The sequence below is a fragment of the Variovorax sp. ISS6 genome (assembly GCF_056523145.1).
This window is the reverse complement of sequence record NZ_JAWRZC010000002.1, coordinates 1,618,351-1,630,131: the sequence shown is the minus strand read 5'-3', so window position 1 is coordinate 1,630,131 and position 11,781 is coordinate 1,618,351. Positions and strand designations below refer to the sequence as shown.

The following is an 11,781-nucleotide window of genomic DNA, read 5'->3' as shown; positions in this document are numbered from 1 at the left end:
CGCTCAGCCCTGCGCGCCGAGACGGCTGATGAGCTGCGAGCGCGAGCGCATGCCGAAGCGCAGCAGCAGGCTGGTGACGTGGTTCTTCACCGTGCCCTCGCCGAGCGACATCGCTTCGGCGATCTCGCGGTTCGACATGCCCTCGAGCACGTGCCTCAGCACCTGCTGCTGGCGCAGCCCGAGGGCCTGCCCCCGCGCCGTGGCGGGATCGGCTGCATCGGCCGCGTCGGCCAGCGGCGGCACGCCGTCCTCGCGCCAGCGGCGCAGGAAGTGCGCGAGCTCCTGCAGGTCGCCGCCCTTCTGCAGCCACGCCACCGCGCCCATCGCGAGCGCCGCCTGCACTTGCGCCGGTTGCCGGCTGCCCGAGAGCATGGCGATGATGGCGTCCGGGAAACGGGCCTGAAACTCGGCCAGGCCCGACAGGCCCTGCGTGTCGGGCAGCGCGAGGTCGAGCAGCACCAGGCCGATGGCGCCGCGGTGCCGCTCGTAGAGCGCCATCGCCTCTGCCAGCGTGTTGGCTTCCAGCGCCTCCATGCCCTCGCCGGTGTAGGCGCCGTGCGCCTGCGTCAGCGCGCGAAAGCCCAGGCGCACCAGCGCGTGGTCGTCGACCAGCAGGACGGCGGCTCGGGCGGAGGTGGACATGGCGGCGGGCCCGCGGGAAAAGGGGGCCTCATCGTAGAGGCTGGCGTGCCCTTCGCCAAGCAAGCCCCGGCATGATCTTCGTCATGCCCGAGGTCGCGGGCCGCGCGAGCCGCGCGCGTTCAGCGCTCGATCGTGATGAGCTCCGTCATCGGCTTCCACGACTTGCCATCGAACTGCGCCAGCCGCGCCTGCCGGATCGGGTAGTAGTCGTCGGCGCGGAAGTTGATCTTCATGCCGGGCAGCAGCATGCCCAGTTCGATGTCCTTGAGCCCCTGCACCTGCTTGAGGAAGTTCTCGCGCGTGAGGTTGTCGCCGCAGCGCTCGAGCACCAGCGCCGTGAGCTGCGCGCCCATGTAGGTGTAGACCGAGGTGGTGTCACCCGGATCGTCGTTGGGCAGGTACTTCTTGAAGAAGGCCAGGTACTCCTGCATCGCCTTGTCGTTGTTCCAGGTCGGGTCCGACGGCGTCTTGAACCAGTAGCTCGACACCAGCCCCACCGAGTTGTCGAGGCCGGCCGGGGTCAGCACGCCGCTGATCGAACTCGACACGTAGGGCACGATGTAGAACGGCTTCCAGCCGATCGCCGCCGTCTTGCGGATCGCCTGCGCCTGCGCCTTGTTCGAGGTGAAGGCCACCAGCACCTCGGCGCCCGAGGCCTGCAGCTGCAGGATCTGCGAGTCGACGGTCGGGTCGCTCATCTCCTGGCTCACCTCCTTCACGATGTTCGACTGCTTCGCGCCGAGCGCCTTGCGGAAACCGCGCATGTACGACTTGCCCACGTCGTCGTTCTGGTAGAGCACGCCGATCTTCGCGTTGGGCTTGGACTCGGCGAGGTACTTGCCGTAGATCGAACCCTCGATGTCGTAGGCAAAGGAGAAGGGCACGGTCCACGGCGTGGTGGCGGAGTCATGCAGGTTCGGGCTCGAGGCATAGAAGAACACCTGCGGCACCTTCTTGCCGTTGAGGTACTTCTGCACCGAGGTCTGCGAGGCCGTGCCCATGGAGTTGACCAGCGCCAGCACTTGGTCGGACTCGACCAGCTTGCGCGTGCCCTCCACGGTCTTGGGCGGGCTGTAGGCATCGTCGACCGACAGCAGGTTGATCTTGCGCCCGTTGACCCCGCCCCTGGTCTCGTTGAGCATCTTGAAGTAGGCCACCGACATGCGGCCCACCATCGAATAGGCCGAGCCGGGGCCGCTGTAGGCCACGGTCTGGCCGAGCTTGATCTCGGTGTCGCTGGCACCGGGGCCATAGGTCTTCTGGGCCTGTGCCGTCGCCGCGGTCGCGAAGGCGGTGCAGGCCACGAGGGCTAGCAGGGAAGCGCGCATGTGTGTGTCTCCTGGTTCCGGGGGATGGTCGTTCTTCGAGCCGGCGCGAGTACATCAAGCGGAGCGCGCGGCGTCTGTCCCCTTGCCGGGGACGCAAGCGCGCAATGAGCCCGCGCCGTCCCCGTCAAGGGGACTGACGAGCGGCGGGAGCGCATCGAGACTCGATGCATTCCCCCACGCCAGGAGCCCCTGCATGACCACCACCGCCGAACCCGTCGCGCTGCGCGACGCGCCCGTGCTGGACATCGACCCGTACGCGATCGAGGTGCTGCTCGATCCCTATCCGTTCCACGAGGCGCTGCGCGAAGCCGGTCCCGTGGCCTTCATCGCGCCGCATGGCATCTATGCCGTGGGCCGCCATGCCGAGGCGAAGACGGTGCTGGCCGACCATGCGCGCTTCACCAACGCGGGCGGCATCGGCATCCAGGACATCCGCAAGCCCGGCGAGTTCCGCATCCCGAGCCGGCTGCTCGAGGCCGACCCGCCCGATCACACGAAGATCCGCTCGGTGGTCACGCGCCTGCTGTCGCCGCTGGTGATCCGGCGCTGGAAGGAAGGCTTCGATCGCAAGGCCGAGGCCCTGGTCGATCGGCTGCTGGAGCAGCGCGAGTTCGACGGCGTGGAAGACTGCGCCGAGCGCTTCGTGCTCGAGGCCTTTCCGGCCGCGGTGGGCGTGCGCCTGCCACGCACCGAGACCCTGGCCATCGGCGAGATGCGCTTCAACCAGAGCGGGCCGCGCAACGCGCTCTACGAGCGCGCGATGCAGGCCGCGCAGCCCTACCTCGCATGGTTCGAGGAGAGCGTGTCGCGCCAGGGCGTGATTCCCGACTCGATCGCCGAGCTGCTGTTCCGCGCCGAGGACGCGGGCGAGCTCGACGAAGGCATCGCCTCGAACGTGGTGCGCAGCTTCGTGGGCGGCGGCACCGACTCGACCATCGCCGGCATCGGCTTCACGCTGCACCAGCTCGCGAAGAACCCGGCGCAGTGGGAGCGCGTGCGCGCCGAGCCGGCCAAGGTCAAGGCCGCGTTCGAGGAAGGCATCCGGCACGAGACGCCATTCCAGGTCACCTACCGCACCACGCGCGGCGAGACCGAGCTCTCGGGCGTGCGCCTGGCCCCCGACACCAAGATCGGCGTGTTCATGGGTGCGGCCAACCGCGACCCGCGCCAGTTTCCCGAGCCCGAGCGCTTCGACGTCGACCGCCCCGCGCTCGCGGGCAGCCACGTGGCGCTGGGCAACGGCATCCATGCCTGCATCGGCCAGATGCTCGCGCGCCAGGAATCGGAGGCGCTGATCGGCGCGCTGAGCCGCCGCGTGGCGCGCATGGAACTCACGGCGCCGGCCAGCTACCGGCCGATCAACCAGATGCGCACGCTCGACCGGCTGCCGATGCGCATCGTGCCGGCATGACGGCGGGCAGCGAAGCGCGCGGTCCGCTCGCGGGCCTGAAGGTGCTCGAGATGGGCCAGCTCATCGCGGGCCCCTTCGCCGCCAAGACGCTCGGCGACTTCGGCGCCGAGGTCGTCAAGATCGAGCCGCCCGGCGCCGGCGATCCGCTGCGCAAGTGGCGGCTGCTGAAGGACGGCACCTCGGTCTGGTGGCAGGTGCAGTCGCGCAACAAGCGCTCGATCGCGCTCGATCTGCGGGACAGCGAGGCGCAGGCCATCGTGCGCCGGCTCGCCGCCGAGTCGGACGTGCTGATCGAGAACTTCCGCCCCGGCGCGCTCGAGGGCTGGGGGCTCGGTCCCGAGGCGCTGCTCGAGGCCAATCCGCGCCTGATCGTGCTGCGCGTGAGCGGCTACGGCCAGACCGGCCCCTACCGCGACCGCCCCGGCTTCGGCGTGGTGGCCGAGGCCATGGGCGGGCTGCGCCATCTCACGGCCGAACCCGGCCGGGTGCCGGTGCGCGTGGGCATCTCGCTGGGCGACACGCTGGCCGCGCTGCATGGCGTGATCGGCATCCTGATGGCGCTGCAGGAGCGCCAGCGCTCGGGCCGCGGCCAGGTGATCGACGTGGCGCTCTACGAGGCGGTCTTCAACTGCATGGAGAGCCTGCTGCCCGAGTACAGCGCCTTCGGCGCGGTGCGCGGCGCGGCCGGCAGCGCCCTGCCCGGCATCGCGCCGAGCAATGCCTACCTCTGCGGCGACGGCGGCTATGCGCTGATCGCAGGCAATGGCGACAGCATCTTCCGCCGGCTCATGGCCACGATCGAGCGACCCGATCTCGCGGCCGATCCGGCGCTGGCCGACAACGCCGGCCGCGTGGCGCGCGTGGCCGAACTCGATGCCGCCATCGGCGCCTGGACCGCGCGGCACGAGGTGGCCGAGGTGCTCGCGCGGCTCGACGCGGCCTCGGTGCCGGCCGGGCGCATCTATTCGGTGGCCGACATCGCGGCCGATCCGCACTACCTCGCGCGCGGCATGCTGCAGACCATCGCCATGGGCGACGGCGATGCGCTGCAGGTGCCCGGCATCGTGCCCAAGCTCTCGCGCACGCCCGGCGCGCAGCGGCGCAATGCGCCGCGCCTCGGGCAGGACACCGACGCGGTGCTCGCCGAGATCGGCCTCACGCCCGCGCAGATCGCCGAGCTCAAGCGGCGCGGCGTCGTCGCGGGCAGCGAAGCATGAGCTCGATGCGCGCCGCCTTCTACACGCGGCAGGGCGAAGCGGCCGAGGTGATCCGCGTCGGCGAGCAGCCGCGGCCCGAGCCCGGCCCGGGCGAGGTACGGGTGCGGCTTCGCAGCTCGGGCGTGAACCCCTCCGACTGGAAGATGCGGCGCGGCGGCGGTCGCGCGCTGGTGGCGCCGCTGATCGTTCCGCACAGCGACGGTGCCGGCGTGATCGATGCGGTGGGCGATGGCGTGCCCGCCGCGCGCATCGGCGAACGCGTGTGGACCTGGAACGCCCAGTGGCGGCGCGCCTTCGGCACCGCGGCCGACTACGTCGCGCTGCCGTCCGCGCAGGCCGTGCCGCTGCCGGCCGCGCTGGGCTTCGCCGAGGGCGCCTGCCTGGGCATTCCCGCCTTCACCGCGCTGCATGCGGTGCGCCTGTCCGAATGCGGACCCGGCCAGCGCGTGCTGGTGGCCGGCGGCGCCGGGTCGGTGGGCCACTATGCGATCCAGTTCGCGAAGCTGCGCGGCGCGGAGGTCATCGCCAGCGTGAGTTCGGCGCGCAAGGCCGCGCACGCGGTCGCGGCCGGTGCCGACCATGTCGTGGACTACCGCGAGCAGGACCTCGGCGACAGCGTGCAGGCCCTCACGGGCGGCGCGGGCGTGGACCGCGTGATCGAGGTCGACCTCGCGAACAACGCGGCGCATTACCCCAAGCTGCTGAAGCCCGGCGCGCGCGTCGTGGTCTACGGCACGACCGGCATGGACGCCGTGCTGCCGGCCGTGGTGCTGATGCAGAGGAGCGCCGAACTGCGCTTCTTCACCATCTACGAGATCGCGCCCAGCGAGCGCGAGGCCTGCCTGCGCGAACTGCTGCCGCTGCTCGAGGACGACCTGCTGCTGCACACCATCGGCCAGTTGCTGCCGCTCGAGGAGATCGTGCGCGCGCACGAGCTGGTCGAGCGCGGCGAGGTGCTGGGCAACGTCGTGCTCGCGATCGACTGATCTTCTTTCTTCCCATCGTTTCCCGGAGGTTCCCCATGATCGAAACCGACGTCGTCATCATCGGCAGCGGCGCGGCCGGGCTCACCGCCGCCATCACCGCGCGCCAGCTGGGCCTGGAGGTGCTGGTGGTCGAGAAGACCGCGCTGTTCGGCGGCACCACCGCCTACTCGGGCGGCGCGCCGTGGATTCCGTGCAACCACGTGATGAAGCAGATCGGCCTCGACGATTCGCGCGCGGCCGCCGAGACCTACCTGCGCGCCGTGCTCGGCGAGGCCTACCGCGACGACCTCGTCGCGAGCTACCTCGACCACGCGCCCGAGATGCTGGCCTTCATGGAGCGGCACTCCGAGGTGCGCTTCAAGCCCTTTCCGCTGCCCGACTACGAATCGGACCTGCCGGGCGCCGCGCGCAGCCGCTCGCTGCTGACCCAGGCCTTCGACGGCCGGCTGCTCGGCCACCGCCTGGCCGACCTGCGCATGCCGCTGCCGCAGCTCATGCTGTTCGGCAGCATGCAGATCGAGGGCGCAGACATCCACCCGATGCGCCATGCGCTCAAGACCTGGGCCGGGTTTCGCCACACCGCACGCGTGATGCGGCGCTTCGTCGCCGACCGGCTGCGCTACGGGCGCGGCACGCGCATCGTCAACGGCAACGCGCTGGCCGCGCGGCTGTTCCATTCGGCGATCCAGGCCGGCGTGACTTTGTGGAAGAACACGCCCGCGCTCGAACTGGCCATGGAGGACGGCCGCGTGACCGGCGTGGAGATCGAGCGCGAGGGCCGCCGCATGCAGGTGCTCGCGCGGCGCGGCGTGCTGCTGGCCACCGGCGGCTATGGCGCGAGCGAGGCGATGCGCCGCAAGCACATTCCGTTCGCCGAGCACCACCATTCGCTGCAGCCCGAGGGCAACGTCGGCGACGGCGTGCGCCTCGGCGTGGCGGCCGGCGGCCTGCACGACCCAGCCCATGCGGGCGACTGCATCTGGACGCCGGTGTCGGTGCTGCGCAAGCCCGACGGCGGCATCGTCAGGTATCCGCACATCTTCATCGACCGCGCCATGCCCGGCTGCATCGCCGTGGGGCCCGATGGGCGGCGCTTCGTCAACGAAGGCGGGTCGTACCAGACCTTCGTGGGCACGATGCACCGGCGGGGCATCACCACGGCGCACCTGATCGCCAATCGCGACTTCCTTCGCCGCTACGGGCTGGGCCTCGCGCGGCCCGCGCCCTTCAGCGCGCGCTCGCTGATCGAGGCGGGCTACCTGGTCGAGGCGCCGACGCTGGCGCAGCTGGCCGGGCGGCTCCAGATCGATCCGGGCGAACTCGAGGCCACGGTGCGGCGCTTCAACGAAGGCGCGGCGCGCGGCGAGGACCCGGAGTTCGGCAAGGGCGCCGACGCGCACTCGCGCTTTCGCGGCGACCAGACGCATGCGCCCAATCCGGGCGTGGCGCCGATCGGCGACGGGCCCTACTACGCGCTCGCGCTGCATCCGGGCGATCTCAGCACGGTGGGCGGCCTCGAGACCGATGCCGAGGCCCGGGTGCTGACGCCACGGGGCGTACCGATCGAGGGGCTCTACGCGGCCGGGCTCGACATGAACTCCATCATGCGCGGACGCTATCCGGGCGGTGGCAGCAGCATCGGGCCGGCGATGACCTTCGGCTACATCGCGGCGCGGCAGATGGCGCAGGCGCGATCGTCGATGCCGCGGGCCGACGCTCAGACGATCGGCGCGTAGCCGGGCGCGGCCCAGCGCAGGCTCACGCGCGTGCCCTGCCCGGGCCGGCTGTCGATGTCCAGCCGCACACCCATCGCCTCGGCCTGCTCGCGCAAGCCGACCAGCCCGTAGTGCCCGGGCGCGATGGCCCGGCTGTCGAAGCCCACGCCATCGTCCGCGATCTCCAGGTGCAGAACGCCGGGGTCGGCACGCCGCAGGCGCAGGCCCAGATGCCGCGCGCCCGCGTGCCGCTCGACATTGCGCAGCAGCTCCTCGCACATGCGGTAGACCGTTTCCGCGGGCTCGGCGGCCAGCGCCGGCAGCTCGGGCGCGAGCTCGCAGTCCACGGCGATGCCCGTGCGCTCGCTGGTGCCCCTGGCCAGCTCGGTCAGCGCCGCGCCCAGCCCGATGTCGCGCACCGGGTTGCTGCGCAGTTGGTCGATGGCGCGGCGCGCCTCGTCCAGGCCCTCGCGCGCGGCCTGTTCGGCACGCATCAGCTCGTCGGGCAGCTGCTGCGGCTGCGCGGTCGCGATGTGCTTGAGCACGCGGATCTCGGTGAGCATGGCCATCATCGAATGCGCCAGCGTGTCGTGCAGGTCGCGCGCCATGCGCAGGCGCTCGCGCATCACGGCGGACTCGCGCGACTCCTGCGCCAGCCGGCTGATCTCCATGGTGCGCTGGCGCACGCGCTCGTCGAGTTCCGCGTTGAGCAGGCGCAGTTCGTCGCGCTCGCGCTGCAGGGTGTCGAGCAGCCGGTCGAGCGCGGTGCCCAGGCGCGCCGCCTCGTCGGCGCCCTCGGGCACCTCGATGCGCGAGGCGCTGCCGGCGAGCACCGCATCGGCCGAGCTCGCGATCGCGCTCACGCGATGGGTCAGGCGGTGCGTCATCGCCACGCCGACCACCGCGGCGCACAGGCCCAGCATGCTGAGCACCAGCGTGATGCGCCATTCGATGGCGGTCGCGAACGAAGCCAGCGACGCCACCGGTTCCACCACCACCACGCGCCAGCCCAGGCGCCGCAAGGTGCCGTCGCGCTCGGTGCGCGGCGCCGCCACCAGGAAGGGCTTGTTGTCGACCAGCCGCCGCACCCGGATGCGCGCCGGCAGGTCGGCGCCATCGGTGCCCAGGCCCGCGACCGTCGGGTCGAAGGGCGCGGCCAGGTCGCCGGTCTCGCGCCAGCGCGTGCCGAGCAGGGCCGCCGGGCCGTGGCGCACCATGCCGTCGCGGTCGATCAGCAGCCACTCGCCCGGCGAGGCCTTGATGCCGGACACCGTGTGGTCCACCCACTGCCAACTGAGCTGCGCCGCGACCACGCCGACGATGGCGCCATCGGCATTGCTCACCGGCGCGCTGAGCTTGAGGAAATGCTCGCCCGGCGAGCGGCCCTCCTCGATCCACGCGTCGGCCAGCCCCTGCGAGATCCACGCATGCTGGTTGACGTTCTGGCCCACCACCTGGCTGTCGGTGGCGGCGACGATGAAGCCGTCCGCGTCGGTCAGCGCCAGCCAGATCAGGTCCGGCACGCCACGGTGCACCGCTTCGAGCGAGCGCTGCCGCCACGCGGCATCGTCGCCCTGCACGTCCTGCGACAGGATCGAGGCCACCACGCTCACCGACTGCAGGCGCAACAGCATCGCGGTATCGAGCTCGGCGCTGACGTGCTCGCCGGCCGTCTCCAGCCGCTGCGAGTGCACCTCGAGCAGGGTCGAGCGCACGAAGCTGCGCAGCCAGAGATTGGCCGCCAGCGCCAGGCAGATGGCCAGCGCGATCATCAGCCAGCCGATCGCGGCGGCGAGGCTGCGCCGGGGGTCGATGCGCTGCAGCAGGCTCATCGAGCGGTCGAGGCCGGCGAGGCGGAAGGGGGGCGCGCGGTCATGGGCGGCGCATTGTCGCAAAGGACCCGCGGCGCGTCAGCCCATGACTTTCGGTATGGGCACTTACCCTGACATCTCGGGGTTTTCCTCGGGTCGCGGCGTGACTTCCGGCAGGCGCGAGCAGTTATTTTCGAGACGACAGTTGCGTCCATCGCGCAGCGTGTCGAGAGATGCGCCACATCCACCCAGTTCGACAGCGCCGCGACGCGATCGGCGTGACCTGCCAAGGAGACATTCGACAATGAGCACCCCCACATCCCTCTCGCCGGCCGTCGGCGCCTCCGCCGGCGTCCCGGTACGCTGGTACGCCAGCCGCTGGACGCAGCTGGTCGTCGGCATCGTCTGCATGATCGCAACCGCGAACATCCAGTACGCGTGGACGCTGTTCGTGCCCGAGATCCAGAAGTCCTTCGGCTGGGAACGCGCCTCGATCCAGATCGCCTTCACCATCTTCGTGCTGGTCCAGACCTGGCTGGCGCCGATCGAGGGCTACTTCATCGACAAGTTCGGGCCTCGGCTGATCGTGGCCTTCGGCGCGGTCTTCATCGGCGCGGCCTGGGTCATCAACTCGCAGGCGACCACGCTGCTGGGCTTCTACATCGGCGCGGCCGTCGGCGGCATCGGCGTGGGATCGATCTACGCCACCTGCATCAACAACGCGCTCAAGTGGTTCCCCGACCGCCGCGGCCTGGCCGTGGGCCTGACCGCCGGCGGCTACGGCGCCGGCTCGGCCGCGACCATCCTGCCGATCGCCGCGATGATCGAGTCGTCGGGATTCCAGGAAGCCTTCTTCTTCTTCGGCGTGATGCAGGGTTCGCTGGCCTTCCTGGCCGCGTGGTTCCTGCGGGCCCCGAAGGCGCACGAGATCCGCGCCTCGGCCAAGCTCACCCAGAGCCGCCGCGACTACACGCTGAAGGAGGCGCTCAACACCCGCCTGTTCTGGCTGATGCTGCTCATGTTCTCGTGCGTGGTCACCGGCGGCATGATGGCCGTGGCGCAACTGGGCGTGATCGCGCAGGATCTGGGCGTGAAGGAGTTCAAGGTCGACCTCTACTTCTTCGTCATGGCCGCGCTGCCGCTGGCGCTGATGCTCGACCGCGTGATGAACGGCATCTCGCGCCCCCTGTTCGGCTGGATCTCCGACCACATCGGCCGCGAGAAGACCATGGTGATCGCCTTCACGCTCGAGGGCATCGGCATCATCGCGCTGGGCTACTTCGGCCACAACCCGTGGGCCTTCCTGATCCTGTCGGGCGTGGTGTTCCTGGCCTGGGGCGAGGTCTATTCGCTGTTCTCCGCACTGGCCGGCGACGCCTTCGGCACCAAGCACATCGGCAAGATCTACGGCGTGCTGTACTGCGCCAAGGGCATCGGCGCGCTGTTCGTGCCCATCGGCAACCTGATGATGGAAGCCACCGGCACCTGGTCGACCGTGCTCTACACCGTGGCGGGACTGGACCTGTTCGCAGCCTTCCTGGCCATCGTGGCGCTGCGGCCGATGCTCAAGGCGCACGTCGAGGCCTCGTCCGCGAATCCCGCGGGCAAGCATGGACGCTTCGGATTGAGCGAATGACCCGCTTCAGCGAATGAGCGGATGAACGACGCCGGGCACGACCCGGCGTCTTTTTTTCTCAGGGCTGTTTTCTTCGCGCGAGCACGAGCACCGCCAGTTCGGTGCGCGTGTTCGCGTGAAGCTTCTGCATGATGCGGCTCGCGTGGTTCTTCACCGTGCCTTCGGCCAGGTTCAGCGCCGCCGCGATCTGGCGGTTGCTCTGGCCCTTGGCGATCAGGTCGAGCACCACGGCCTCGCGCTCGGTCAGCGGGTCGGGCGCCTCCTGCGCTTCGGCCGACTCGGGCTCGGCGGAGGCCGGCGGGTCTTCCGCCGCCACGTCCTGCGCCACGTGGTTGGCCAGCAGCCGGAACTGGTCCATCACCTTGCGCGCGATCTGCGGCGTCATGCGCGACTCGCCGCGATGCACCGCGCGCACCGTGTCCAGCACCTCGTCCTCCGAGGCGTCCTTGAGCAGGTAGGCCTGCGCGCCGGCGCGCACCGCGTCGAACACCAGGTCGTCGCGGTCGAAGGTGGTCAGCACCATCACGCGGGTGCGCGGCAGCGCGGCCGTGATCTCGCGGGTGGCCAGCACGCCGCTCTGGCGCGGCATGCGCAGGTCCATCAGCACCACGTCGGGCAGCAGGCGCCGCGCCAGTTCCACCACCTCCATGCCGTCGGCGGCCTGGCCGACCACCTGGATGTCGGATGCGGCGTCCAGCAGCATGGCCATGCCGCGGCGGATCAGGGGCTGGTCGTCGGCGACGAGGACGCGGATCTGCGGGTCGGTGGGCGCAAGGGGGGGAACGGCCGAAACGGTGGTGGCGCTCATGGGGGCCTCATTGTGCGATGCAAGGCGGCCCGCGGCGGGCAGGGATGGCCCTGAGGTCCGGGGATATTTTCGGGTTCCGGGCGCCTGAGACACCCCCCCGCACCAGGGTTTCGGGGGCCCATTGGCCAGCCCCGGCCCCGGTCGCGCGACAATCCGGGGTTACGGCCAAAAAAGGGCCACCCCCTGACGGCCGGAAATTCCAGCACTTGACAACCTGCATCTACGGA

The 11,781-nt window shown here is 70.7% G+C and carries 9 protein-coding genes; 5 read left to right on the top strand and 4 right to left on the bottom strand.

What is annotated here, in order from left to right; translation table 11 throughout:
* Window positions 1-3: 3 nt before the first annotated feature.
* Together AC1HIL_RS39245 and AC1HIL_RS39240 are read right to left on the bottom strand one after the other, a co-directional pair.
* Entirely contained in the window at window positions 4-642 is a 639-nt protein-coding gene (locus AC1HIL_RS39245; RefSeq protein ID WP_479669488.1) for a response regulator transcription factor, read from the bottom strand.
* Between the two features lie 119 nt (window positions 643-761).
* On the bottom strand, window positions 762-1,970 hold the full coding sequence (locus AC1HIL_RS39240; protein WP_057593510.1) for an ABC transporter substrate-binding protein: 1,209 nt from the start codon (window positions 1,968-1,970) through the stop codon (window positions 762-764).
* Window positions 1,971-2,163: 193 nt separating this feature from the next.
* Between AC1HIL_RS39240 and AC1HIL_RS39235 the strand changes: the two genes are divergently transcribed.
* Genes AC1HIL_RS39235 through AC1HIL_RS39220 form a run of 4 tightly spaced genes read left to right on the top strand, consistent with a single transcriptional unit; the run spans window position 2,164 to window position 7,320 of the window.
* Window positions 2,164-3,381 (top strand): cytochrome P450, encoded by a 1,218-nt coding sequence (locus tag AC1HIL_RS39235; protein ID WP_479669489.1) that lies wholly within the window; start codon window positions 2,164-2,166, stop codon window positions 3,379-3,381.
* Complete coding sequence (locus AC1HIL_RS39230; protein ID WP_479669490.1) at window positions 3,378-4,598, top strand: CaiB/BaiF CoA transferase family protein; 1,221 nt, start codon at window positions 3,378-3,380, stop codon at window positions 4,596-4,598. The genes AC1HIL_RS39235 and AC1HIL_RS39230 overlap by 4 nt, the downstream gene beginning before the upstream one ends.
* Window positions 4,595-5,584, top strand: a complete 990-nt coding sequence (locus AC1HIL_RS39225) for an NADPH:quinone reductase (protein ID WP_479669491.1) — start codon at window positions 4,595-4,597, stop codon at window positions 5,582-5,584. The genes AC1HIL_RS39230 and AC1HIL_RS39225 overlap by 4 nt, the downstream gene beginning before the upstream one ends.
* 35 nt (window positions 5,585-5,619) lie before the next feature.
* Window positions 5,620-7,320 (top strand): FAD-dependent oxidoreductase, encoded by a 1,701-nt coding sequence (locus AC1HIL_RS39220; RefSeq protein ID WP_057593507.1) that lies wholly within the window; start codon window positions 5,620-5,622, stop codon window positions 7,318-7,320.
* On the opposite strand, the gene AC1HIL_RS39215 is transcribed toward AC1HIL_RS39220, so the two are convergent.
* On the bottom strand, window positions 7,302-9,131 hold the full coding sequence (locus AC1HIL_RS39215) for a histidine kinase (protein WP_057593506.1): 1,830 nt from the start codon (window positions 9,129-9,131) through the stop codon (window positions 7,302-7,304). The two genes, AC1HIL_RS39220 and AC1HIL_RS39215, sit on opposite strands and share 19 nt — an antisense overlap.
* 283 nt (window positions 9,132-9,414) lie before the next feature.
* Between AC1HIL_RS39215 and oxlT the strand changes: the two genes are divergently transcribed.
* A complete protein-coding gene (gene oxlT, locus AC1HIL_RS39210; RefSeq protein WP_261206040.1) occupies window positions 9,415-10,746 on the top strand; it encodes an oxalate/formate MFS antiporter in 1,332 nt (443 codons plus the stop codon).
* 58 nt (window positions 10,747-10,804) lie between these two features.
* Here the strand turns inward: oxlT and AC1HIL_RS39205 are convergent, their stop codons facing one another.
* A complete protein-coding gene (locus tag AC1HIL_RS39205; RefSeq protein ID WP_057593504.1) occupies window positions 10,805-11,554 on the bottom strand; it encodes a response regulator transcription factor in 750 nt (249 codons plus the stop codon).
* Between the last annotated feature and the right edge of the window lie 227 nt (window positions 11,555-11,781).